Below are 23,887 nucleotides of genomic sequence, written 5' to 3' on the forward strand. Positions count from 1 at the left end.
CGATATGTGAGGATGTGGACATGCGAGGTCCGCTGACGGGGTTGCGGGTCGCGGTACCCGGCACCGGGGCGGCGGCCTGGCATGCCGCGCGCCTGCTGGGCAGGCTCGGCGCCGACGTCGCGGCGCAGGCGGACAACCACGGCGCGGCCGCGGACTGGGCGGCCTCCGGCGTGATGGCGCTGACCGGACGGCGCGACGGGCCGCCGGTGCTTCCGCCGGGACAGACGGCGAGCGCGGTGCGGGGCGCGTTGCGGGCCATCGAGTTGCTCTGCGCGGTCGCGGGTCGCGAGGTGGACCTGCCCGGTATGGGGGTGCTGTCGGAGCGGGCCGCGCTGGCCGGGCTGCGCCGCGACGCCCCGCGCTCGCCGGGCGGCGCGTTCCGGGTGCTGCGGGCCGCCGACGCGTGGGTGGGGCTGAACCTGCCCCGGCAGTCCGATGTGGACTTGCTGCCGGCGTGGCTGGAGGAAGCCGATCCGGTCCTGGACGAGGCCGTCGCGCGGCGCCGAGCCGGGGAACTGGCCGAGCGCGCCCGGCTGCTGGGGCTGCCGTTCGCGGTGCTGCCCTCGGAACCGGACGAACAGTCGCTCGCGCGCGGGCAGGTCCCGTTCGTGCTCACCGGCGAGCCCGGCGCGCGGAGCTGGACGCTGCCCCCGACCGTCGTGGTGGACCTGTCGTCGCTGTGGGCGGGACCGCTGTGCGCGCACCTGCTGGGGCTCACCGGCGCGCGGGTGATCAAGGTCGAGAGCGTGACGAGACCGGACGGCGCGCGCCGCGGTCCACGCGAGTTCTACGACCTGCTGCACGCCGGGCACGAATCGGTGGTGCTCGACTTCGCCGCCGCGCAGGGGCGCGCCGCGCTCGCGGGCCTGCTCGACGCCGCCGACGTGGTGATCGAGGGCTCGCGGCCGCGCGCGCTGCGCCAGCTCGGCATCGACGCGGACGAGGTGCTGTCCCGCGCGCGGGACAAGGTGTGGATCGGCATCACCGCCTACGGGCGCACCGGCCCGTGGGCCAACGTGCCCGGTTTCGGTGACGACGCCGCGCTGGCGGCCGGGCTGCTGGCCTTCGACCCCGGCACCGGCGGCCCGGTCCCGTGTGGCGACGCGATCGCCGATCCGGTGACCGGCGTCAATGCCGCGTTGATGGCCGTGGCGTGCCGCATGTCCGGCGGTGCGTGGCTGGCGGATCTCGCGTTGCGTGAGCAGATCGCCGCGACACTCGTGGACACCGGCGAGCCGGGCCTGCCCGGTGAGGTGGCGCGACCCCGGCGCCGCGAACCCGCCGGGGTCGCGGCGGAACTCGGGCGCGACACCGGGAAAGTGCTGGCGGAGCTGGGACTGCCGTGCTGATCCGGCGCGCCGAGGTCGAGGGCGGGACGGCCGACGTCCGGATCCGCGGCGAGCAGGTGACCGAGGTGGGCGACCTCCGGCCCGAACGCGACGAGACCGTACTCGACGCACGCGGCGGCGCGTTGCTGCCGGGGCTGCACGATCACCACGTGCATCTGCTCTCGCTCGCCGCCGCCGCGGCGTCGCTGCGGTGCGGTCCGCCCGAGGTGACCGATCTCGACGGGCTCGCCCGTGTTCTGCGCGGCACGACCGGTCCGGTGCGGGGAATCGGGTACCACGAGAGCGTCGCCGGGATCCTCGACCGCGACGCGCTGGACCGGCTCGTCCCCGGCCGTCCGGTGCGGATCCAGCACCGCGGCGGTGCACTGTGGACACTCAACACCGCGGCACTGACCCAGGCCGGGTTGCTGGAGCGCTATCCCGACGGGCGGTTGTGGCGCGCCGACGCCGATCTGCGCGGGCTCAGCGATCCGCCCGATCTCGCCGCGGTGGGCCGCAGACTCGCGGCGCTCGGCATCACCGGCGTCACCGACGCGACCCCGGACCTCACCGACGACGCCGTCGGACTGCTCACCGGCGCGGGCCTCCCGCAGCGCCTGCACCTGCTCGGCGTCCCGGCCGGGACGCGACTGCCGCCCGGCGTGACGGCCGGGCCGTACAAGATCCTGCGGCCCGACCACGAGCCGCCGGACTGGGACGCGCTGCACGACGAGATCGGCCGGATCCACGGCGAGGGCCGTCCGGTGGCGGTGCACGCGGTCACGCGTGAATCCCTTGTCGTGACGCTCGCCGTGCTCGAGCGGACGGGTTCGCTGCCCGGTGACCGCATCGAGCACGCGGCCGTCGTGGGGGAGGACCTGATTCCGTTGCTGGCGAAGGTGAATCCGGTCGTGGTGACCCAGCCCGGTTTCGTCGCCGAACGCGGGGCGCAGTACCGGCGCGACATCCCGGAGGGCGAGCACCGCGATCTCTACCGGTACGCGAGCCTGCTCGGCGCCGGACTGCGCGTGGTGGCCAGCAGCGACGCGCCGTTCGCGAGCGAGGACCCGTGGCGCACGATCGCCGCCGCGGCACACCGGGATCTCGCGCCGGCGGAACGCGTTCCGCCCGAGCGGGTGCTGGCCGGATACCTCGCACCGCCGGCCGACCCCGGCGGCCCGCCCCGCCGGGTGGCGCCGGGCATGCCAGCCGACCTGTGCCTGCTGCACGTTCCCCTGCGCGAAGCACTGTCCATTCTGGACGCCGATGTCGTCGCGACGACCATTGCCGGAGGCGAGATCCTGTGACCGACCCACTGCTCGACGAGGCCGGGCGCATCGGCGAACCGGTGGAGATCCTCGAACCCGGCGCCGAGCCGGTGAACCGGGATCGCGTGCTCATCGGAATCGGCCCGCGGGAGCCGGAGCTGGCGGCCGCGGTGGACGTGACGCTCGTGGCCGAGGGCACCGCGAAGGGGCCGGAGTTCGTGGAAGTGGCCGATCCCCACGGCGAGGCCGAGTTGTTGCGCGCTGCGGCGAAGGAATGCCCGCAGGCCGCGCTGACGCTGGTGGAGGTACTGCGCGCGGCGCCCGCGGACGTGACCGCCGGGCTCGATCTGGAGTCCTTCGCCTACTCGACTTTGCTGGGCGGCCGGGAGTTCGCGCGCTGGCTGGCGCGCCGCGGCGAACGGCCGTTGCCGCCACCGTCGCCGCGGGAACCGGTGCTCGTGGACCGCGAGGACGGCACGCTGCGAGTCACGCTCAACCGCCCCGAACGCCGTAACGCCTACGGGCGGGAGGTGCGCGACGCGCTGGTGGAGGCGCTCCGGCTGGCGCTGCTGGACGACAGCGTGCGGCGCGTGGTGCTCGACGGGGCCGGACCGTCGTTCTGCGCCGGTGGCGATCTGGACGAGTTCGGCACCACGCCGGACCTGGCGACCGCGCATTTCGTGCGCACCCGCGCCGGGGCCGGCGGGCTGCTGCACCGGCTCGCGGACCGCGCCGAGGTGCGCCTGCACGGAAGCTGCGTCGGAGCCGGAATCGAGTTACCCGCCTTCGCTAGCCGGATTCTCGCCCGGCCCGGTACGACGTTCCGGTTGCCCGAGGTGAGCATGGGCCTGATCCCCGGCGCCGGTGGCACGGTGTCGATCCCGCGGCGGATCGGCCGGTGGCGGACGCTCTATCTCGCGCTGTCCGGGCGCCCGCTGGACGCCGGGACCGCGCTGGACTGGGGACTCGTCGACGCCGTGGAGTGAGCCTCAGCGCACGAAACCGCGGGAGCAGAAATGCCACACCTCGTCGGCGGTCAGCGGCTGCACGGCCTCGTCGTTGCCGATCGACTGCGCGTTGAACATGACCGTCTGCATGATCAGCGCGGCCATCCGGCGCGGTTTGACCCCGGCGCGCAGCAGCCGCGCGCCGTCGGCCTCGATCAGCAGATCGGTGAGCACGCCGACCAACGGCGCGTGTGCGATCTTGACCTCGTGCGGATGTGACATCAACAGCTGCGGGGCGAAATCGGTGAACAATGGCCGCCGCGCCGAGGGGTTCAGCCGGGAGAGCTCGAACAGCAACTGCACGGCGACCTTGAGCGCCTCGACCGGATCGGCGTAGCCGGCCGCGGAAGCCCGGATCTGCTCGGCGGTGCGGGCGAGCGCGTCCTCGAACAGCGCCAGCAGCAGTTCGTGTTTGCCGTCGAAATGCAGGTAGAAGCTGCGCAGCGACTGGCGGGAACGGTCCACCACCTCCTGCACGGTGAAATCCGTACTGCTCTTCTCGGCGATGATCGCCTGCGCGGCGTCGAGGAAGCGTTCGACCCGCTGCTCGGCCCGTAGCTTCGCCGCCTGCGTCGACCGCTCGACCGCGCGCTGCTTCCAGGCCGGTTCTTCGCTCGGACCGCTCATCAGCGGACCCGTCCTCTGCGCCATGGCGGAACCTCACCGAGTCGTTGAGACTCTTACTTTCAATTTGTGAGAATGTTATTCTCCGAAGGTGTATGTCGCAACGGAGGACCGGGATGCTGTTTGAGTTCACCGCCGATCAGCGGTTGTGGCGGGACACCGTTCGCGACGTCGTGGCCAAGCAGTGCCCGCCCGCGCTCGTGCGTGGCGTGGTCGACCGGGGCGAGGACCCGGCCCCGCCGTGGCGGGTGTACTCCGGCCTCGGGTGGACGGAGCTGACCGAACCCGAATCGGCGGTCGAACTGGCCATCGTGCTCGAAGAACTCGGCCGCGCCACCGATCCCACGCCGTATCTGGCCACGATGACGCAGTTCGCGCCGCTCGCCCCCGGCGTCGCCGAGCCGGGACAGACCGGTGCGGCCGCCTACGACGGTGTCACCGCGCGCCGCGACGGCGACGGCTGGGTGCTGGAGGGCACCGCGAAGCACGTGCTCGACGGCGACCGTGCGGACTGGCTGGCCGTGGTCACCGCGGAAGGCGTGTTCCCGGTACCCGCCACGCGGGTCAATGCCAAACGGATCCCGGTGTTCGATCCGGTGCTGCACGTCGCGGAGGTGTCCTTCACCGGGGTGCGCGTGCGCGAGCGCAGCGAGGCCGATCCCGCACTCGCCCGGCAGATCGCGCTCACCGGGATGGCGCTGACGATGGTCGGTGCCTGTCGCCGCGTACTGGAACTGACGCTGGAACACGTCGGCACCCGCAAGCAGTTCGGCAAGATCATCGGCTCGTTCCAGGCCGTCAAGCACAAGGCCGCGGACATGCACGTCGCGATCGAACGCGCGGCCGCGCTGGCCTATTTCGCGGCACTGACGATCGCGGAGGCGGACCCCCGGCGGCGGGTGGCCGCGGCCATGGCCAAGGCGTCGGCGGGGGAGTGCCAGTCGGTGGTGTTCGCCAACGGCATGCAGTTGCACGGCGCGATGGGCTTCACCTGGGAGAACGACCTGCAGTTCGCGCTGAAACGGGCCAAGGCGGGCGAGTTGATGCTCGGCACCGCCGCGGAGCACCGCGCGCTGATCGCGGAGGAATGCCATGCGGTTGAGCTTTGACGCGTCCGTCGAGGAGTTCCGCGCGGCGTTCGCGGCGTTCCTCGACGAGCACATGCCCGGCGAGGCCGAGGCGAGCGAGCGCGCCCGGTCCAGTTCGGACGTTCCGGAGTGGGCGCGGCGGTGGCAGCGGCTGCAGTTCGACCACGGCTGGCTGCTGCCCGGCAATCCACCCGAGTACGGCGGGCGCGACGCGACACTGGTGCAGCAGTACGTGCACCTGGAGGAGCTGTCGCGGCGGCGGATCTACCACAGCTTCAACCCGCAGGGTGTGGGCATCGTGGCGGCCTCGTTACTGTCGTTCGGTACCGGGGAACAGAAACGGCGCTGGGCGATACCGATCCTGCGCGCGGAGTTGACGGCCTCGCTCGGCATGAGCGAACCCGGCGCCGGTTCGGACCTGGCCTCGCTGCGCACCCGCGCGGTGCGCGATGGAGACCACTTCGTGGTCAACGGCCAGAAGGTCTGGACCTCCGGGGCGCACGACGCGGACGTGCTGCTGACGTTCGTGCGCACCGACCCCGACGCGCCCAAGCACCAGGGCATCAGCGTGCTGCTCATCCCGACCGACACGCCCGGCGTCACGCGGCGGCCATTCCCATCGGTCATCGGAGCCGACGACCTCGACTTCAACGAAGTGTTCTTCTCCGACGCCCGCGTGCCGGCGGAGAACCTCGTGGGCCCGCTGAACGAGGGCTGGAAGGTCGCCAACGGGTCCCTCGGCCACGAGCGCACGCTGCTGTGGCTGAGCTTCGCGGAACGGCTCGACGAGCTGATCCGCGACTTCCGCCCGGCCGGGCCGCCGGCCGCAGACGCCTACGCCACCGCCGTCATGGACGCGCACGCGCTGCGGCTGCTCGGCTCGACGGCGCTGGCGCGGGCGTCGCGCGGGGAAGAGGACGTGGCGTCGATCTCGGTGCTGAAACTGCTCGGCTCGGAGGCGGTGCAGAAGGCGGCGGAGCGCGCGCTGTCCTCGGCGGGAGCCGAGGGCCTGGTGCATCCGGCGAGCACCGCGCCGTACACGCACATGCACCTGGAGTCCTTCTCCGGTAGCTGGTTCGAACGCTACACACGCAGCTTCGCCGGCACGATCGCCGGCGGGACGTCGGAAATCCAGCGCAACGTCATCGCCGAGCGCGTGCTCGGCCTGCCCCGACGGTGAAGAGGAAGGCGCACATGCACATCCGTTACGAGGTCGCCGACAAGATCGCCACCATCACGCTGAACCGGCCCGAGGTCGCCAACGCGCAGAACTCGGCTCTGCTCGACGAACTGGACGAGGCCTGGACCACGGCGGCCCAGGACGAGGACGTGGTGGTGATCCTGCTGCGCGCGGAGGGCAAGCACTTCTCGGCCGGGCACGACCTGTCCGACCGCTGGCCGGCGCCCAAGGAGATCACCCTGGAGTGGATCTACCAGGCCGAGGCGCGCCGCTATCTGGAGTACACCCTGCGGTGGCGCAACGTCCCCAAACCCTCGATCGCCGCGGTCCAGGGCCGGTGCATCGCGGGCGGGCTCATGCTGTGCTGGCCGTGCGATCTCATCGTGGCGGCCGACAACGCGAAGTTCTCCGACCCGGTGGCGATGATGGGCATCGGCGGCGTGGAGTACCACGGTCACACCTGGGAACTCGGCGCCCGCAAGGCCAAGGAGATCCTGTTCACCGGACGCCCGGTCACCGCCGAGGAAGCCGAGAAGACCGGCATGGTCAACCAGGTGGTACCGCTGGAGCGGCTCGACGCGGAGACCACGGAACTGGCACGCAAGATCGCCGCCATGCCGCCGTTCGGCCTGCGCCAGGCCAAGCGCGCGGTGAACCAAACCCTTGACGTGCAGGGGTTCTATGCCGCGATCCAGTCCGTTTTCGACATTCACGAGACCGGGCACGGCAACGCGCTCAGCGTCACCGGCTACCCGATCCTGGCCAAGCTCGACGAGATGAAGGCGAAGATGGAGTGACCGGGCACGACGACCTCGACGCCGCATACGCGATCCGGCGGGCGACGCTGGGCGACGCCTGCGTCGATGCCGCGACCGCAGCCTGCCGGTGCCGGCCATGACCGCCGCGCTCGGCCGGATGGACGAGTTCCGGCTGCACGCGAGCTGTGGCCCGCGCACGGGCGTCACGGCCGTGCGCATGGAGCGGGAGCGGTCATGATCACCGGTTTCGTCGGGCTGGGGAACATGGGGGCCGCGCTGGCCGCGAACCTGGTGGGAGCCGGCCACTCCGTGATCGCGCACGACGCGCTGGGCCCGGATCGCGCACCCGTGGGTAGTTCGTACGCGTCCACTGTGGAAGACCTCGCGCGCGCGGCGGATGCCGTGGTGTTCAGCCTCCCCGATGGCAAGGCATCGGAGCAGGTGGCCCGCGAGATCATCGCCACCGGCGACCGTCGGGTCCGCTACATTGTGGACACCTCGACCATCGGGGTGACCGCGGCGCGGACCGTCGCTGCGCTGCTCGACGGCATCGGTTACGTCGACGCGCCGGTGTCGGGAGGGGTCGCCGGGGCGCGGGCGCGCACACTGGCGGTGATGTACAGCGGCAGTGATGCCGACTGTGCCGCCGTGGCACCGGTACTGGCGGGGCTGAGCGACCGCACACACTGGGTCGGCGACCGGCCGGGGATGGCGCAGGCGCTGAAGCTGGCCAACAACTTCCTCTCCGCCACGGCGCTTGCCGCCACGAGCGAGGCGGTCGCGTTCGGGACGGCGGCCGGCCTGGACATGTCCACGATGCTGACCGTGCTCGATGGATCCAGCGGCCGAAACGGCGCGACCGGCGACAAGTTCCCGAACCACGTGCTGACCGGGCGCTACGCGTCGGGTTTCACGAACTCCCTGATGAGCAAGGATGTCCGGCTGTATCTGAACGCGGTCGCCGACCAGGGCGGGCGGGCTCCGGTCGCGCAGGCGATCACGTCGGTGTGGGAGGGGTTCGCGGCGGCGGAGCCCGGCGCTGACTTCACCCGTATCTATCCGTATGTGGAGGGTGGCGACAATGGCTGACCACAACGACGTCCGGTGGGAGCACGGTTACCATCCCCTGCGGGTCAGGAAGATCGTGCGGGAGACCGCCGACACCAGCTCGTACGTGCTCGACGTGACCGAGGAGCTGCGGGAGCTGTTCCGCTACCGGCCCGGCCAGTTCTGCACGTTCCGGGTCCGCATCGGTGACCGGGAGCTGCTGCGCTCGTACTCGATGTCCAGCGCCCCCGGCATCGACGCCGATCTCACGGTCACGGTCAAACGCGTACCGGAGGGCACTGTTTCGAACTGGTTCAACGACACCGTTTCCGAAGGTGACGTGCTGGAGGCGACCAAACCCGGTGGCGTGTTCTGCCCGCGCGAGGGCGACCATCCCGTGGTGGCCTTCTGCGGGGGAAGCGGGATCACGCCGGTGCTCTCGATCGCGAAGCACGTGCTGGCCCGCACCGAGCGGGCGGTGCGGTTGTTCTACGCCAACCGGGACGCCGGCTCGGTGATCTTCGACGAGGAACTGCGGCGCCTGGGGGAGCGCTATCCCGGGCGCCTGCGGGTGGTGCGCCACTACGACGCCGAGTCCGGTCATCCCGACAAAACAGCGGTGACCGGGTTCGTCGGCGCCGAGGTGAACGCGGAGTTCTACATCTGCGGGCCCGCGCCGTTCATGGAACTGGTGGAGCACTCGCTGCTGGGGCTGGGCATCGCACCGGCGCGGATCCTGATCGAACGCTTCGGCGACGGCGGGCCCGCCGAGGACAGCGCCGGCGACGGGCAGCGGGAAACACCCGAGTCGGTCACGATCATCCTCAACGGCAAGAAACAGACCGTGCCCTACCAGCCGGGGGACACGGTGCTGGAAACCGCGCGCCGCGGCGGCATGCAGCCGCCGTTCTCGTGCGAGGCGGGCAACTGCGCGACGTGCATGGGACTGCTGCGGGCGGGCTCGGCGACCATGCGCGCCAACAACGCACTGGAACCGGACGAAGTGGCGGAAGGCTGGATCCTGACCTGCCAAGCGCTGCCCGAAGGACCCGAACCACTCACCGTCGAGTACGAAGCGTTCTAGGAGGAACCATGCCCAGGCCTGGCGCTCCCCACCGGAGCGCCAGGCCTCATGCTGCCCGGCTACTGCGCGGTGATGGCGCGCTCGGGGCAGGACTCGGCGGCGGAGCGCACCCGCTCGGCCAGCTCGGCCGGTATCTCCGCCTTCGCCACCGCATAGCCGTCGTCGGTCAGGGTGAAGACCTCGGGACAGGCCGAGCAGCACACCCCGTGCCCGCGGCAGCGTTCGTCGTCGACGGTGACCCTCATACGGTGAACTCCAGGTTGAGATGCGTCAGGCCGCGCAGGATGAACGTCGGCAGGTACGAGTAGCGGCGGTCGTCGCCGGGGCCGTGCCGCTCCTCGGAGATACGGATGTCGCTGGTCCGGTCCAGCAGCCGCTCGATCGCCACCCGAGCCTCCGCGCGCGCCAGCGGAGCGCCGGGGCAGGTGTGGATGCCGCGCCCGAAGGCGACGTGCCGCCGTGCGTTCGGGCGCGTGATGTCGAAGGTGTCCGGATTGTCGAACTGGCGCGGATCCCGGTTCGCCGCACCGTTGAGCACCATGACCGTCGTCCCGGCGGGTACCGGCACGTCGCCGATCGTCGTGGCCACTTTGGACAGCCGGAAGTCCCCCTTGATGGGGCTTTCGAATCGCAGCACCTCTTCGACGAAGTTCGGGATCCGGTCCCGCTCCCGCCGCAGCCGTGCCTGCAGGTCCGGGTTCTCCGCGATGATCTTCAGCGCGTTGCTCAGCAGCCGGACGGTCGTCTCCTGGCCCGCGGAGAACAGGTTCGACGCGACCCGCGTGACGTCGATGACGTCGGGCAGCGAACCGTCCGGGAAGGTCGCGGTCGCGAGCCCGGTCAGCACGTCCGCGCGTGGTTCGCGCCGCCGGTCCTGGATGTAGGTGCCGAACTGGTTGTAGAGGAACTCCAGCGGGTTGTGCGACATGGCTTCGTCGGTGCTGCCGATGGTGCCGCCCGAACCCGGCCGTCCCTGCAGCCGCGCCGCGAACTCGTCCCGGTCCTCCTCGGGCACGCCGAGCAGGTCGGCGATCACCAGCAGCGTGAACGGTCCCGCGAACTGGCGGATGAACTCGCCGGAACCGCCCTCCAGCAGCGCGTCCAGCTGCCCGTCGCACAGCCGCCACATCGCGGCCTCGTTCTCCTTGAGCCGCTTGGGCGTGATCAGCCGCATCAGCAGCGCGCGGTGATCGGTGTGCGCGGGCGGGTCGAGTGTGGGCAGCTGGTCGTTGAACGGAAGCTCGTCGCGATGCTTCTCGATCAGTCCGGTGACGTCGTCGCCCTCCAGTGGCACCGGGAAACCGGGGAACGGGCCGGTCACCGAGATGCAGGAGGAGAACGTCTCGGCGTCGCCGAAGACTCCGACCGCCTCGTCGTAGCCCGTCACCATCATCACGTCGTGATGCGGTTCCCGGTGCACCGGGCACTTGCCGCGCAGCGCCTCGTAATACGGATAGGGATCGGCGACGAGTTCCTCGCCGCGGAAGAAGTCGAGCGCCTCGTAGTCGGTCACCGTCGTCCCTTCGGTTGTGCGGTCAGGTGTTGCGGCCACCGTTGACGCCGATCACCTGGCCGGTGATGTAGCCGGCGTCCTCGGAGACCAGGAACGCGCACGCCGCCGCGATGTCCTCGGGCTTGCCGGGGCGCCGCACGGGCGTGAGATCCGCGTGGTGATCGACGGTGCCGCCGAGCAGGCCGTGCTCCTCGGACTTGCGCAGCATCGGGGTGTCCACGAAGCCGGGCGGGATCGTGTTGACCGTGATGCCCTCGGGGCCCAGCTCCAGCGCGAGCGATTTGGTGAGCCCGATCAGTCCCGCTTTCGACGCGACGTAGTGCGTCATGTACTGCTGGCCGGACTGGGCGCTGGAGGAGGAGATGTTGACGATCCGCCCCCAGCCCGCCTCGATCATGTCGGGCACCAGCGCCTGACAGAAGTAGAAGGGGCCGGACAGGTTCACCGCCATGATCCGGTCCCAGATCTCGTCGGTGATGTGCAGGAACTTCTTGAAGCCGGTCAGGCCCGCGTTGTTCACCAGCACCTGTACCGCGCCCAGCGTGCGGTGCACCTGCTGGACCACGTCGTCGACCTGAGAACGCTCGGACACGTCGACGCCGCCGTAGGCGAAGGCCTGGTGGCCCTTGGCGTTGATGCCCTCGGCCACCCGTTCGGCCGAGTCCGTGTCGAGGTCGACGATGGCGATGGTGAGCCCGTCCTCGGCCAGGCGGTGCGCGATCGCCCGCCCGATGCCCGAACCGCCTCCGGTGACCAGCGCTGTGCGTTGTGCCGTCATGCTTTCCGTCTCCTCACACCGCCGGTTCGGCGACGGTGTCGAAGAAGGCCGCGCCGGAGTCGGGGATTCTGGGCTGTTTGAACACGTTCACCGGGTAGGCGACGAGAATGAGCGAGTACAGCAGGCGCAGCAACCTGGTGGCCTCCTCGGGCAGCTCCCGCAGGTCGAGTTCGTTGAGATAGGCGATCGCCTCCTCGGCCCTCGGCGCGATCGCGTCGTAGAAGACGCCCAGCTCGTCGATCGTCTTGGCCAGCCGCGTGTCGTAGCGCTCCTGGCGGGTGGGCTTGGCCCAGTCGTCCACGAACGGCTCCAGCTCGCGGAAGGGTTCGGGCAGGATGCTCATGGCTGCTCCTGGTACGCGGCGACGGCGTCGCGGATGACCTTGTGGAAGTTGCGGATCAGCAGTTCCTGGTCGGAGAGATGGAACGTGCGCTGCGCCCGGGTCGCGAGCGCGGAGTGTGTCGCCTCGACCGTGTTGGAGTCCTGCATCGCGAACTCGATCGTGCTGTCGGCGACGAGTTCCTGCGCGAGCCGCTCGGCGGCGTCGCGCGGTTCCGGGAAGTAGATGTCCAGCTCGTAGGTGTGCGAATCGACCGATTCCGGCCAGTACTGGTAGGTGATGTAGTAGTTGCGCGCCCACATCTGCACCGAGAAGTTCGGGAACATCCAGAACGAGTCGTTGCCCCACGAGCGGATCCGGCCCTTGTTCATCGCCTCCGGCAGCGCTCCGACGTCGGGGACGTCGTCCGGGCCGAACAGGCCGGCGCGGAACAGCTTGTAGATCCACTTCTGGTCGCGCCTGGCGGGCCCGAGCGTGCCCGGTTCCCTCGGCGGCAGCGGCGGCGGTCCCGGCACCGAGGTCAGCATGTGCGGTGCGAAGACGTCGTAATGGTAGGAGTCCACCGGCGGCACGAGCTTCTCCGCTTTGGACACGTCCGGGTCGATGAACCGCCCGTGCACGTACGGCGGGTGGTACCACTCGAGCACCGCGTCGATGGACAGCTTCCAGTTGCCCTTGATCCGGGTGCGGTAGCCGAATCGCTGCGTCATCCGGTCGAACGGGTAGCTCTCCAGTTCCAGGAACCGGTCGCCGAGGAAATTCGCGAGCGGTTCGGCGTCGGCGGCGAAGTTCACGAAGATGAAGCCCGCCCACAGTTCACAGTGGACCTTCGGCATGGCCAGCGTGCTCTTGTCGAGGTCGAAGAACTGGTCTTCGTTGGTGACGTGTGTGACGCGGCCGTCCAGCCCGTAGCGCCAGCCGTGGTATTTGCACGAGAACTCGCGGCAGATACCCCTGGTCTCCTCGGCGGGGTGCTCCTGCCACACGACCTTGTTGCCGCGGTGCGCGCAGACGTTGTGGAACGCGGCGACGCCGCCGCCGGGCCGGCGGACGATCACGATCGAACCGAGACCCGGCAGGTCACGGGTGAAGTAGCTACCCGTGCGCGGGATCTGCTCGATGCGGCCGACCTTGAGCCAGCTCCGCCGGAACACGGCCTCGCGCTCGGCCTCGAAGAACTCCTGGGAAATGGAGTCCTCGTAGCTCACGGGGGCGGTGCCCAGCTCCGGATAGCGCGGAGTGAACTTGCCTTTCCCCGTGGCGAGCCGGTCCTGGATGCCCGTCATGGTCCTGGCCCCTCTTCTTCCGGATCTCGATCCTAGCTACGTTCTCTCTTGTTGAGAATGCTGTTTCCGTCGATCAGCTCGACCACGGTTTGGCATCCCATGCCCGGTCCAGCGGTTCCATGCCGCCACCGAACGGGAAGAAGCCGCGCTGGGCGTAGGTCTCCAGCGCCGTTCCACGCTCCAGATCGTCGAGGAACGCGCGCTTGAGCGGATGGGTGAACAGCTGGCGCGTGTAGCGCAGCACCAGCGGCGGCCGTTTCGCGATCTCGTGCGCGAGCTCCCAGGCGCGCTCCAGCAGCGTGTCCTTCGGATGCACCTCGGCGACCGCGCCCCAGTCCAGTGCCTCCTGGGCGGTGAGCTTCTTGCCGGTGAGCAGCAGGTAGCGGCCGCGGTTGGCGCCGACCAGGTAGGGCCAGATGACGTGCTGGCCGTCGCCGGGCACCATGCCGCGCGGGAAGTGGGACACGTCCTGGAACCACGCGTCCTCGGAGGCGAGCACGATGTCGCCCATCAGCGGGACCTCGGAGTGGATGTTGCACGGCCCGTTGACGGCGCTGATCATCGGCACGTCGACGCTGAGCACGTTGAACTGCAGATTGCGGTTGTACCAGGCCTTCTCGTCGAGCTTGTGCAGCCCGCGCTCGCCCGGCATGGCCTGGTAGAGCGGTTCCTCCGGCGGTCTGCCGTCGGGCAGCAGGCCCCAGTCCGCGTTGTAGTTCTCGCCGGTGCCGGTGTGGATCAGGACTTTGATCTCCCGGTCGCCCGCGACGTCGGCGAAGGCGTCGGCCATCTCGTCGTGCGCCTTCCAGTCCCACACGAGGCTGCCGCCGTTCGTATGGCACCGCATGAGCAGCACGCCGTCCTCGCTCAACTCGAACTCGTAGTTGGCGTAGGCGTTCTTGTACTCGCTGTACCGCGTGCGCTTGACCATCCCCGACCTTCCGTCGCAACGAGAATACCATTCTCGTTCAAGAACATGATATTCTCAAGAGGTGACGAGCTTTCGTTTCGCGGTACAGGCGACCAAGGCCCGGTCCGCGGCCGAATGGCGCGACCTCGCCCGCAAGGTCGAGGCTGCCGGTTTCGCCACGTTGTTCCTCGCCGACCACTACCTGGGCAAGGGGCCGGTGAGCCGGGAGGCGAGCCAGCCGCCGCAGCATCTGGCACCGGTCGCCGCGATGGCGACCGCCGCCGCGGTCACCGGGACGCTGCGCGTGGGGTGCCGGGTGTTCTGCGCCGACTACCACGTGCCCGCCGTGCTGGTGAAGGAAGCCGTGACGATCGACCTGCTCTCGGACGGGCGGCTGGAGTTCGGCATCGGCGCCGGGTGGAGCGAACCGGAGTACCGCGCGATCGGCCTGCCGTTCGAGGCGGGCAACCGCCGCGTCGCGAAGCTGGCCGAGGTCGTCGCACTGTTCAAGGCGCACTGCACGGGCGAGGAACTGGCGCACAAGGGCGAGTTCGTGACCGCGTACGGCTACGCGGGCCTGCCGCTGCCCGCGCGGCGCCCGCGTCCGCCCATCATGATCGGCGGCGCGCGCGAGCGGGTGCTCTCGCTGGCGGCACGGGAGGCGGACGTGGTCAGCATCTCCAACGTGCCGTTCACACCGGACGCGCACGAAGAAGCGGTGCGGCGCCTGGGTTTCGTGCGCGAGGCCGCGGGCGAGCGGTTCGCGGAGCTGGAGATCGAGAGCTCACCGTTCTTCACCGAGGTGACCGGCGACCCGGAGGCCGCGCTCGAGCGGGTCGCCGGAATGGTGCGCGTGGCGCCCGGCGAGCTACGCGACCACCCCAACGTGCTGATCGGCCCGGCGGAGGAGATCGTGGACCGGCTCGAGGAGCGCAGGCAGACCCACGGCGTGAACTACGTGACCGTGCCACAGTCCCAAGTGGACGACTTCGCGCCCGTCGTGGAGCGCCTCACCGGACGGTGAAGTCCTTCGGCGGCCGGGTGGACCAGCCGGAGCCGGGCCAGTTGAACCAGCCCGAGGACGCGAACGTACCGCCGTCGGGGTGCACCGTGGTGCCGGTGATGTAGGACGACAAGGCGGAGGCGAGGAACACCACGCAGTTCGACACGTCGGAGGGCGTTCCGGCGCGGCCCATCGGGATGGTCACGCCCACGCCGTCCTCGCCGGAGGTTCCGTCGCCGGAGATCTTCAGCAGCCTCGGCGTCGGCGAGTAGTCCGGCGCCACGTTGTTGACCCGGATGCCGTCAGGTGCGACCTCGACGGCGAGTGTGCGCGCGAACTGTTCCACCGCCGCCTTCGCCGCGGAGTACACCGCGTAGCCCGGCGCGGCGCGGTGCGCCTCGATGGTGGTGAGGTTGACGATGCTGCCGCCCCGCCCGCCCGCGCGCATCCGCGGCACCGCGAGCGAGCACGCGTGCAGGACGTGCAGCAAGTTGGTGCGCAGCACCGCGTTCCAGCCCTTGGGTGTGGTCTCGGTGAACGCGGCCCGGAACGTGCCACCGACGACGTTGACGAGCGTGTCCAGCCTCCCCCAGCGCTCGTCGGCGGCATCGAACAGACGGGTGAGCGTGTCCGGATCACGAGCGTCTCCGTGGTGCACGATCGCGTCCGAGAGCCTGCCGCGCAGGGTCTCGACCGCCTCGGCGTCGATGTCCACCACTGCGACGTGCACCCCATTGGCGTCCAAATCGGACACCACGGCCTCACCGAGGCCGCCGGCGCCGCCGGTGACCACCGCGACGGTGCCTGCCAGGCCGCCGCGTTCTTCGAACCAGCCCATCCGCCTCACCTCAGATACGTCGAGCCGAACGCGTCGATGAACTCCAGCGTCTCGGTGCGGTCATAGCTGCCGTTGGACACGATCATCCACGTGACACCGGCTTTCTCGATCTCCGCGAGCGCCTCCCGGTGCCGGTCGGTGTCCACGGCGGGCGTGCCGATCCCCTCACCCTGATAGGAGTGCAGGACGTCGATCTCGTCGGTGCGCCCGGCCGCGGCCGCGCTCTCGCGCAGTTCGGTGATCGCGGCAGCCAGTTCGCCGAGCGTGCCGAGCGCCGGCGTGCGGGCGGTGGCGCTGAGCTGTGCGCCGCCGGTCATCGGCATCCAGCCCTGCGCGCGCTGCGCGACGCGGCGGCGGGAGAGTTTCGAGTTGCCGCCCACCCAGATCGGAATCGGGTCCTGCACCGGGCGCGGCCGCGCGATCACGTCACGGGCGCTGAAATGCAGCCCCTCGTAGCTGAACGGCTCGCCGCGCCAGTGCATCGGCAGCACGGCCAGTGCCTCGTCGAACAGTGCGTTGCGTTCCTCCAGCGACACGCCGAGCGCGTAGAACTCGCTTTTCTGATACCCGGTGCCGATGCCGAGGATCATCCGCCCGCCGGAGAGTTTGTCCAGTGTCGCGGCGGTTTTGGCGAGCAGGAACGGGTTGCGGTAAGGAGCGACGGCCAGGTGCGTCAGGAGTTTGATTCCTCGCGTGGCGGCGGCCACGAAACTGAGTGCCACGAAAGGATCGAGCGTCTGGTGGCCGCCCGCTTCCAGCCAGCGGGCGCCGGGGATCGGATGCTCGCTGAAGGACATGCCGTCGAATCCGGCCCGTTCGACGGCGGCCGCGATCTCGGGCAGCGGGCCGGGGTCGAGTACGTCGCCGTCCGAGCCGTGCCGCTCCGGGTAGTGGTAGATGAACCGCATCTTTTCCTCCAGTCAGCGGGCGACATACCCGCCGTCGACGGGGATGGCCGTCCCGGTCACGAACGAGGACTCGTCGCTCGCGAGGAACAGCGCGGCCGCCGCGAGTTCGCCGGGCATGCCCCACCGGGCCATGGGCTGCGGCGGGATGAGATCCGGCGGGGGAGCCGAGCCCACCTCGCCGTCGGCCAGCCCGGTCCAGGTCATGCCGGGGCAGATCGCGTTCACCCGTACGCCCTTTTTCGCGAAGTCGAGCGCGGCGGACTTGGTGAGCTGCACGACCCCGCCCTTCGCGGCCGCGTAGCCGGCGAGTCCCTTCCAGCCGACGAGTGCCGACGCGGAGGCGGTGTTGATCACCGAACCGCCGCCGCCCTCCAGCATCGCCGGGATTCCGTGCTTCATGCCGAGGAAGACGCCCTTGAGATTCACCGCGATCACGGTGTCGAAGGTGTCCTCGTCGAGTTCGGTGACCGGCCCGCGCGGGCCGCCGAAACCCGCGTTGTTGAACAGCACGTCGAGCCTGCCGAACTCTCCGACCGCGGTGGCGATCATGTGTGCCACGTCGGCGGAGTTGGCGACGTCGGTGTGCACGGCGACGCCGCCGGTCTCCTCGGCCGCCTCCTTTTCCCTTCCGCTGACATCCGCGCACACGACCTTCGCGCCCTCGCGCGCGAAGAGCACGGCGGCCGCCCTGCCGATTCCGGAGCCCGCCCCGGTGACCACCGCGACCTTGCCAGCGAGTCGACCCATGGACCGATCTTATAGTGCCACTCTCTCTTTTGGGAAAGGTAATTCTTATTTAGTATTCTCTCCTAGAGAGAATTACATTTCCACTGGAGGAGGGACCGTGGGCACGAACCAGCGCCTGCTCATCGATGGCCGGCTCGTCGAGACCGGGCGGACGTTCACTTCGCTCGACCCCGCGACCGGTGAGGTCCTCGGCAGTGCACCGGATGCCACGGTCGCCGACACCGAAACCGCGATCGCCGCCGCGCGCCGCGCCTTCGGCGGCACCGCCTGGCCCACCGACAAGGACCTGCGCGTGCGCTGTCTCGGCCAGTTGCACCGGGCGCTCACCGAGCACGCCGAGGACCTGCGGGAGCTCACGATCAGCGAGGTCGGCGCTCCGCGCACGCTCACCCACGGCGCCCAGCTCGACGAGCCCATCGATCTGGTTCGCTACTACGGGCAACTGCTGGACACCTACCCGCTGACCGAAGACCTCGGCGAGGTCGGCTACCAGGGGCAGCGTCACCACCGCTGGGTGGAGAAGGAGGCGGCGGGCGTGGCCGCCGCGATCATCCCGTACAACTTCCCGGTGCAGCTCGCGCTCGCCAAACTGGCACCCGCCCTCGCGGCCGGCTGCACGGTGGTGCTCAAGGCCCCGCCCGACACCCCGCTGGTGACACTGGCGCTGGGCCGGCTCATCGCCGAGCACACCGACATCCCGGCGGGTGTGGTCAACGTGCTCAGCTCGTCGGAGACGGCGGTGGGGGAGCTGCTCACCACGCATCCGGACGTCGACGTCGTCAGCTTCACCGGGTCGACCGCGACCGGCCGCCGGATCCTCGCCGCGGCGAGCGGCACCGTGAAGAAGGTCTTCCTCGAACTGGGCGGGAAATCGGCCCTGATCATGCTCGACGACGCCGACGTGCGTGCCGCGTCGATGCACGCCGCCTTCGGTATCTGCCTGCACGCCGGGCAGGGCTGCGCGCTCAACTCGCGGCTGCTGGTGCCCCGAGCGCGGCACGACGAGATCGCCGAGCAGGTCGCGCGCTATCTCGGCAAGGTGAGCTACGGCGATCCACACGACCCGAAAACGTATATGGGGCCGCTGATCAGCGAGCGTCAACGAGACAAAGTGGACGGTATGGTGCGGCGGGCCGTCGAGGCGGGCGCGAAGCTCATCACCGGCGGTGAGCGGGTCGATCCCGGCTTCTTCTACCGGCCGACCCTGCTGGCCGGGGTGGACCCGGCGAGCGAGATCGCGCAGGACGAGGTGTTCGGGCCGGTCCTGGCGATGATCCCGTACAGCGACGACGACGAAGCCGTCGCGATCGCCAACAACTCCATCTACGGCCTCTCAGGCGCCATTCACGGCGGCGACCAGCAGCGCGCGCTCGGCATGGCGCGCCGCATCCGCACCGGCACCTTCAGCATCAACGGCGGCAACTACTTCTTCTCCGACACGCCCTTCGGCGGGTACAAGCAGTCCGGCATCGGGCGCGAGAAGGGCGTGGCGGGGCTCGAGGAGTTCCTGGAGACCAAGACCTACGGAGTGGTCGCGGCCTGAGGTGACGGAGGGCGCCGTGGCGCCCTCCGTCACCGTCCCTGCTTGACGTCCCGGAACGGCACGTCGCGGTCGGCGGCGTACTCGCGTGGCATGCCGAGCACGCGTTCGCTGATCACGTTGCGCGCCATCTCCGCGCTGCCGCCCGCGATGCCGTTGGCCTGGCGGTAGATGTAGTCGGCTCCGACACGGCCGAGGCCCTGGCTACCGTCCCGGTCGCCCGTCACGCCGGCCGCGGCCGCGATCCGCAACGCGAGATCCGTCTGCAGCCACACGCTTTCGGCGCGGAACAGGCGGATGATCGAACTCGCCGACGGTTCCATCGCACCCGAGCCGATGGCCTGGCCCACCCGGTCCACGAGTTGCTGCTCCACCAGCCGCATCGACCGCGCCTCCCCGATGTCCTCCCGCACCCTCGGGTCGCCGAGCTGCCCGGTGCGCTGCGCGAGATCGACCAGATCGGCCACTTCGCCGGCGATCCGCGGCCGTGCCCCGCTGAAGTACGGCGATCCGCCGCCCATCGCGGTGCGCTCGTGGTACAGCTGGCGCGAGGCCACGGCCCAGCCGCCGTTGACCTCACCGAGCACGCATTCCGCGGGCAGCACGACGTCGTCGAAGAACTCCTGGCAGAACTCGTCCGATCCGTTGGTCTGCCGGATCCGCTTGATCGTGACGCCCGGCCCGTGCACGGGCATCAGGAACATCGTCAACCCCTGATGCTTGGGCACGTCCCAGTCGGTGCGCGCGAGGCACAGCGCGTAGTCCGCCGCGTAGGCGCCCGAGCTCCAGATCTTCGAACCGTTGAGAATCCAGGTGTCCCCGTCGCGCTCGGCCCGCGTGGTGAGCCCGGCGAGATCCGAGCCGCCCCGTGGCTCGGACAGGAACTGCACGAGGATTTCCTCACCCCGCAGCACCGCGGGCAGGTGTGTTCGTTTCTGTTCTTCGGATCCCATGTCGAGGATGGTGGGCGCGCAGATGCCGAACGTCGGCATGTTCAGCATCAACGGCATCTCGTACGGCAGCGACTCCTCGGTGAAGGCGCGCTGGTGCAGCCTCGTCAGGCCCTGGCCGCCGTACTCCGCCGGAAAGCAGATGCCCGCGAAACCCCCGTCGTACAGCCGTCGCTGCAGCACCCTCGCCCGCTCCCACATGGCCTCGTCACCGTCCAGAGTGAACGATTCCGGTGCGGGAGGGAGGTTCTCCTTGAGCCAGCGGCGGGCCCGCATCCGGAAGTCCCCGACGGGTTCGATCTCACTCATGCGGCACTCCTGGTCGGCAGATCGGCGATGCGGCGCCGGTGTTCCTCCGGCGTTCCGTACAGGGCTCGGTAGAGCGTGACGCGCCGCAGGAACAAATGAATGTCGTGCTCCCAGGTGACACCGATCCCGCCGTGCATCTGGACGCAGTCCTGGATGACGGCGGGCGCCTTCGCGCCGATGTAGGACTTCGCGGCGCTGACCGCTTCGACGGCGGCGGACGGGTCCTCGTCCAGCAGCCGGGCGGCCGCGTTCGCCGTCGCGTGGCAGGCCTCCAGCCAGGTCTTGTTGTCCGCCATCCGGTGTTTGAGCGCCTGGTAGGAAGCCAGCGGGCGGCCGAAGGTGTAGCGGTCGAACATCCACCGCACGGTGAACTCCATCGTGCGCTCCAGCGCACCGGCCATCTCCGCGCTCGCGAGCGCGGCCGCCACCAGCAACTGGGCCTCGAACGCATCGGCCGCGTCGGTACCGCGTTGCACGACGGACGCGGGCTCGACGGCGACATCGGCGAAATCGACGTGCGCGGTCCGCCGCACCAGATCGAGTGTCCACACGGGAGTGACGGTCACCCCGGGTGCGTCGGCGGGCACGAGCAACTGCACGAGCCCGTCCGGACCGCGAGCCGTCACCAGGAAGACGTCGGCCTGGTCGCCGGACTCGACGCGGTCGACGCCGCCGGACAACCGGAACCCGGCACCGTCCGGCGTCGCGGTGGCGCCGAACCGGTCCAGCCCGCGCCCGGGCTCGCAGAACGCCCACGCGGCAAGGCTTTCCCCTTCGACGATCGCCGAGACGGCGTCGGTGAACCCGGCGCGGACGAGGCCGGTGAGCACGGCGCTGGTGGTGGTCAGCGCACCCGGCGCGCACGCGCGGCCCAGTTCCCCGGCGACGATGGCGAGATCGGTCATCGGCGCGCCGGAAATGCTTCCGCCGCCGAGGTGTTCGGGCACCAGCATCGAGGTCCAGCCGAGCCCGGCGGCCTGCCGCCACCACTCGCGGTCGAACCCGGTGCCGGTCTCCGCGAGCTCGCGGATCCGGCTGATCGGCGTGGTATCGTGCAGAAATTCCCGGGTTGTCGACTGGAACAACCGCTGATCGGGACTCAGGTCGAGGTTCACTGTTCTGTCCTCGGGTAGATGGGGTAGATCCGATGCGACTGGGATTCGTGGGTGCCGGCAGGATGGGCCGCCCGATGGTGACGAGGCTGCTGGCGGCGGGACATCAGGCGCGGGTGCTGGGCCGATCGGCGGCGGTGCGCGAGGCGCTGGCCGCCGAAGGCGCGGACGTGGTGGGGGAGACCGGTTCCGTCGCCGACGGCGCGGACGCCGTCGTGGTGTGCGTGTTCAGCGACGAGCAGGTGCGTGAGGTCTGCCTCGGCGGAGCCCTGCTCGACCGCATGCTGCCGGGTTCGGTGCTCGTCGTGCACACCACCGGAAGTCCAAGCACCGCCGGGGAAATCGCCGCCCGGGCCGCGCACATCTCGGTGCTCGACGCTCCGGTCAGCGGCGGCCCGCACGACATCGCCGCCGGCAGGCTGACGTTGTTCGTCGGCGGCGCGGAGGACGCCGTGGCGCGGGTGCGTCCCGTGCTCGGCAGTTACGCGGATCCGGTGCTGCACGTCGGTGCCCTCGGTGCGGGCCAGCGCGTCAAGCTGATCAACAACGCCCTGTTCGCCGCCCACATCGGCCTGCTCACCGAGGCCGTGCGCGTGGCGGGACAGCTGGGCGTCGCCGAGGAGCCGCTGCTCGGCGCGCTGTCGCACGGCAGTGCCGCGAGCCGTGCGCTGGCCGGTGCGGCCGCACGCCGGTCCGTCGCGGCCTTCACCGAGAACGTGCGTGACTTCCTCGGCAAGGACGTGGCCGTGGCCAGGACGGTCGCCGCCGAACTGGGTGGCGACCTGCGCGCCATCGACACCGCGATCGACGCGATCGCGCCGCGGCGGCCCTGACCTGCCCGCACTCTCCACTGTGGACTTCAGACCTCGACCACGACGGCGCCGCCCTGCCCGCCGCCGGCGCACATCGCGGCCACGCCGATCCCGCCGCCGCGCCGCCGCAGTTCGTGCGTGAGCGTGGTCAGCATCCGGGCGCCGGTGGCGGCCACCGGATGGCCGAGACTGCATCCGCTGCCGTGGATGTTGACCGTCTCCTCGTCGATGCCCAGTTCCTGGCACGCCGCGACCGGCACCGACGCGAACGCCTCGTTGATCTCCCACAGGTGCACGTCGGGCACCGACAGTCCGGCCCGGCCGAGGACCTTGACGATCGAGTCGATCGCGCCGACGCCGGTGAACCGCGGATCGACACCGGCGGCGGCCCAGGCCCGCACACGGCCGAGGCCGGTCAGACCGGCCTCGCGCACGAGATCGCCGGACGCGAGCGTGAGCGCCGCGGCCCCGTCGTTGGCGCCGCAGGCGTTGCCGGCGGTGATGGAGAAACCCTCGATCTCGGGATGCAGCGGCTTGAGCGCGGCTACCTTCTCCAGCGACGTGTCGCGCCGAGGATGCTCGTCGACCGCGAACTCGGTGACGGTGCCGTCCTTGCGGGTCACCGTGACCGGCGCGATCTCGTCGGCGAAGGTCCCCGCGTCGATCGCGGCGATCGCACGCTGGTGGGAGCGCACCGCCCACGCGTCCATCCGCTCCCGGCTGATCCCGTACTTGTGCGCGACGTTCCAGCCGACGGTCAGCGTCACGTCGTCGTTGGCGGTCTCGGTCTGCGGGAACGTCGGCGGGTTGCGGGTCACGGTTTCGTCCGAGCCCGGCACGCGCCAGACGTTCTTCGGGCCCAGCGACGAGGACTGCACGCCACCGGCCACGACGGCGCGGTCCATGCCGGCGCGGATGCTCGCGGCGGCGTTGCCGACCGTGGTGAGGCTGCCCGCGCAGTGCCGGTTCACCGCCTGCCCCGCCAGGTGCGTCATGCCCGCGGCTACGGCGGCGTAGCGCGCGAGATCTCCGCCGCCGTACATCGATTCCGCGAACATCACGTCGTCGAGGGACTCCGGCGCCAGGCCCGACCGGCGAACCGACTCCACGAGCACGTGGGTGGCCAGGGCCTCGGCCGGGGTCTCGGTCAGCGTGCCCTTGCGCGCGGTGCCGACCGGGGTCCGCACCGCGCTGATGATCACCGCGTCGGTCATCGGGGAAACCTCATCCTTCATCCAGGAACAAATTCGGCCGCGGGTCGTCCCCGCCGCCGTAGCGGGACAGATCGTCCACACCGGCCTCTTCGAGCACGTGCGGGTTCGCCGAGTTCCGCGGTGCGGGCAGGCAGGACTGGGTGAGCAGGAACGTGCCTCGCACGTCCTCTTCGCGGCGGACATCGCCGACCACGGCGGCCGCCTTGCCGCCGGCCAGGTCGTTGCGCCTGTCAGGCATCGCTC

Annotated in this window: 25 protein-coding genes; 11 read left to right on the forward strand and 14 right to left on the reverse strand. The window is 70.3% G+C overall.

The features are described 5' to 3' along the window. Positions 1-20: 20 nt before the first annotated feature. Genes HFP15_RS01090 through HFP15_RS01100 form a run of 3 tightly spaced genes read left to right on the forward strand, consistent with a single transcriptional unit; the run spans position 21 to position 3,582 of the window. Complete coding sequence (locus HFP15_RS01090) at positions 21-1,349, forward strand: CoA transferase (RefSeq protein WP_168510400.1); 1,329 nt, start codon at positions 21-23, stop codon at positions 1,347-1,349. Continuing rightward, positions 1,343-2,635, forward strand: a complete 1,293-nt coding sequence (locus HFP15_RS01095) for an amidohydrolase family protein (protein ID WP_168510403.1) — start codon at positions 1,343-1,345, stop codon at positions 2,633-2,635. The genes HFP15_RS01090 and HFP15_RS01095 overlap by 7 nt, the downstream gene beginning before the upstream one ends. After that, positions 2,632-3,582 (forward strand): enoyl-CoA hydratase/isomerase family protein, encoded by a 951-nt coding sequence (locus HFP15_RS01100; RefSeq protein ID WP_168510405.1) that lies wholly within the window; start codon positions 2,632-2,634, stop codon positions 3,580-3,582. Before HFP15_RS01095 ends, HFP15_RS01100 begins: the two co-directional genes overlap by 4 nt. A 3-nt stretch (positions 3,583-3,585) precedes the next feature. Here HFP15_RS01100 and HFP15_RS01105 read toward each other — a convergent pair whose 3' ends face one another. Beyond that, a complete protein-coding gene (locus tag HFP15_RS01105) occupies positions 3,586-4,254 on the reverse strand; it encodes a TetR/AcrR family transcriptional regulator (RefSeq protein ID WP_210716588.1) in 669 nt (222 codons plus the stop codon). A gap of 89 nt (positions 4,255-4,343) precedes the next feature. Between HFP15_RS01105 and HFP15_RS01110 the strand changes: the two genes are divergently transcribed. From HFP15_RS01110 to HFP15_RS01135, 5 genes are all read left to right on the forward strand, one after another. Beyond that, complete coding sequence (locus HFP15_RS01110; protein WP_168510407.1) at positions 4,344-5,336, forward strand: acyl-CoA dehydrogenase family protein; 993 nt, start codon at positions 4,344-4,346, stop codon at positions 5,334-5,336. Then, entirely contained in the window at positions 5,320-6,495 is a 1,176-nt protein-coding gene (locus HFP15_RS01115; RefSeq protein WP_168510408.1) for an acyl-CoA dehydrogenase family protein, read from the forward strand. Before HFP15_RS01110 ends, HFP15_RS01115 begins: the two co-directional genes overlap by 17 nt. A gap of 14 nt (positions 6,496-6,509) precedes the next feature. After that, positions 6,510-7,292 carry an enoyl-CoA hydratase gene (locus HFP15_RS01120; protein ID WP_168510410.1) on the forward strand — a complete coding sequence of 261 codons (783 nt, stop codon included), beginning with the start codon at positions 6,510-6,512 and terminating at the stop codon, positions 7,290-7,292. Positions 7,293-7,487: 195 nt separating this feature from the next. Continuing rightward, positions 7,488-8,342, forward strand: a complete 855-nt coding sequence (locus HFP15_RS01130; RefSeq protein ID WP_168510412.1) for an NAD(P)-dependent oxidoreductase — start codon at positions 7,488-7,490, stop codon at positions 8,340-8,342. Then, positions 8,335-9,384: a ferredoxin--NADP reductase gene (locus HFP15_RS01135; RefSeq protein ID WP_168510414.1), complete on the forward strand. Its 1,050-nt coding sequence runs from the start codon at positions 8,335-8,337 to the stop codon at positions 9,382-9,384. The genes HFP15_RS01130 and HFP15_RS01135 overlap by 8 nt, the downstream gene beginning before the upstream one ends. Positions 9,385-9,443: 59 nt before the next feature. Here HFP15_RS01135 and HFP15_RS01140 read toward each other — a convergent pair whose 3' ends face one another. From HFP15_RS01140 to HFP15_RS01165, 6 genes are all read right to left on the reverse strand, one after another. Beyond that, positions 9,444-9,629, reverse strand: coding sequence for a ferredoxin (locus HFP15_RS01140; protein WP_168510416.1), 186 nt, complete (start codon positions 9,627-9,629; stop codon positions 9,444-9,446). After that, positions 9,626-10,897, reverse strand: a complete 1,272-nt coding sequence (locus HFP15_RS43735) for a cytochrome P450 (protein ID WP_168510418.1) — start codon at positions 10,895-10,897, stop codon at positions 9,626-9,628. Before HFP15_RS43735 ends, HFP15_RS01140 begins: the two co-directional genes overlap by 4 nt. A 22-nt stretch (positions 10,898-10,919) precedes the next feature. After that, the gene (locus tag HFP15_RS01150) at positions 10,920-11,675 is read right to left on the reverse strand and encodes an SDR family NAD(P)-dependent oxidoreductase (protein ID WP_168510420.1); all 756 of its coding nucleotides are present in this window, start codon (positions 11,673-11,675) and stop codon (positions 10,920-10,922) included. 13 nt (positions 11,676-11,688) lie between these two features. Continuing rightward, complete coding sequence (locus tag HFP15_RS01155) at positions 11,689-12,018, reverse strand: hypothetical protein (RefSeq protein WP_168510422.1); 330 nt, start codon at positions 12,016-12,018, stop codon at positions 11,689-11,691. After that, positions 12,015-13,301, reverse strand: a complete 1,287-nt coding sequence (locus HFP15_RS01160) for an aromatic ring-hydroxylating oxygenase subunit alpha (protein WP_168510424.1) — start codon at positions 13,299-13,301, stop codon at positions 12,015-12,017. The genes HFP15_RS01155 and HFP15_RS01160 overlap by 4 nt, the downstream gene beginning before the upstream one ends. A gap of 73 nt (positions 13,302-13,374) precedes the next feature. Then, on the reverse strand, positions 13,375-14,232 hold the full coding sequence (locus HFP15_RS01165; protein WP_168510426.1) for an enoyl-CoA hydratase/isomerase family protein: 858 nt from the start codon (positions 14,230-14,232) through the stop codon (positions 13,375-13,377). 61 nt (positions 14,233-14,293) lie between these two features. Here HFP15_RS01165 and HFP15_RS01170 point away from each other — a divergent pair, with 61 nt between their 5' ends. After that, positions 14,294-15,235 carry a TIGR03621 family F420-dependent LLM class oxidoreductase gene (locus tag HFP15_RS01170; protein WP_168510428.1) on the forward strand — a complete coding sequence of 314 codons (942 nt, stop codon included), beginning with the start codon at positions 14,294-14,296 and terminating at the stop codon, positions 15,233-15,235. Here the strand turns inward: HFP15_RS01170 and HFP15_RS01175 are convergent. The 3 genes from HFP15_RS01175 to HFP15_RS01185 are packed head-to-tail and all read right to left on the reverse strand — an operon-like array spanning position 15,222 to position 17,707. Further along, positions 15,222-16,052, reverse strand: a complete 831-nt coding sequence (locus HFP15_RS01175; protein WP_168510430.1) for an SDR family NAD(P)-dependent oxidoreductase — start codon at positions 16,050-16,052, stop codon at positions 15,222-15,224. The two genes, HFP15_RS01170 and HFP15_RS01175, sit on opposite strands and share 14 nt — an antisense overlap. 5 nt (positions 16,053-16,057) lie before the next feature. Next, positions 16,058-16,960, reverse strand: a complete 903-nt coding sequence (locus tag HFP15_RS01180; RefSeq protein WP_168510432.1) for an LLM class F420-dependent oxidoreductase — start codon at positions 16,958-16,960, stop codon at positions 16,058-16,060. A 12-nt stretch (positions 16,961-16,972) separates the two neighbouring features. Next, a complete protein-coding gene (locus HFP15_RS01185; protein WP_168510434.1) occupies positions 16,973-17,707 on the reverse strand; it encodes an SDR family NAD(P)-dependent oxidoreductase in 735 nt (244 codons plus the stop codon). A 97-nt stretch (positions 17,708-17,804) separates the two neighbouring features. Between HFP15_RS01185 and HFP15_RS01190 the strand changes: the two genes are divergently transcribed. After that, positions 17,805-19,250: an aldehyde dehydrogenase family protein gene (locus tag HFP15_RS01190; RefSeq protein WP_312871366.1), complete on the forward strand. Its 1,446-nt coding sequence runs from the start codon at positions 17,805-17,807 to the stop codon at positions 19,248-19,250. A 29-nt stretch (positions 19,251-19,279) separates the two neighbouring features. On the opposite strand, the gene HFP15_RS01195 is transcribed toward HFP15_RS01190, so the two are convergent. Both HFP15_RS01195 and HFP15_RS01200 read right to left on the reverse strand, forming a co-directional pair. Next, positions 19,280-20,506: an acyl-CoA dehydrogenase family protein gene (locus tag HFP15_RS01195; protein WP_168510438.1), complete on the reverse strand. Its 1,227-nt coding sequence runs from the start codon at positions 20,504-20,506 to the stop codon at positions 19,280-19,282. Further along, a complete protein-coding gene (locus HFP15_RS01200) occupies positions 20,503-21,621 on the reverse strand; it encodes an acyl-CoA dehydrogenase family protein (RefSeq protein ID WP_168510440.1) in 1,119 nt (372 codons plus the stop codon). The genes HFP15_RS01195 and HFP15_RS01200 overlap by 4 nt, the downstream gene beginning before the upstream one ends. A gap of 32 nt (positions 21,622-21,653) precedes the next feature. Here HFP15_RS01200 and HFP15_RS01205 point away from each other — a divergent pair, with 32 nt between their 5' ends. After that, positions 21,654-22,451: an NAD(P)-dependent oxidoreductase gene (locus tag HFP15_RS01205; RefSeq protein ID WP_168510442.1), complete on the forward strand. Its 798-nt coding sequence runs from the start codon at positions 21,654-21,656 to the stop codon at positions 22,449-22,451. A 26-nt stretch (positions 22,452-22,477) separates the two neighbouring features. Here the strand turns inward: HFP15_RS01205 and HFP15_RS01210 are convergent, their stop codons facing one another. Together HFP15_RS01210 and HFP15_RS01215 are read right to left on the reverse strand one after the other, a co-directional pair. Further along, positions 22,478-23,644 (reverse strand): thiolase family protein, encoded by a 1,167-nt coding sequence (locus tag HFP15_RS01210; RefSeq protein WP_168510444.1) that lies wholly within the window; start codon positions 23,642-23,644, stop codon positions 22,478-22,480. A gap of 10 nt (positions 23,645-23,654) precedes the next feature. Further along, complete coding sequence (locus HFP15_RS01215) at positions 23,655-23,882, reverse strand: hypothetical protein (protein WP_210716589.1); 228 nt, start codon at positions 23,880-23,882, stop codon at positions 23,655-23,657. Positions 23,883-23,887 lie beyond the last annotated feature (5 nt).

It is taken from the genome of Amycolatopsis acididurans, assembly GCF_012328925.1.
GTDB lineage: Bacteria > Actinomycetota > Actinomycetes > Mycobacteriales > Pseudonocardiaceae > Amycolatopsis_E > Amycolatopsis_E acididurans.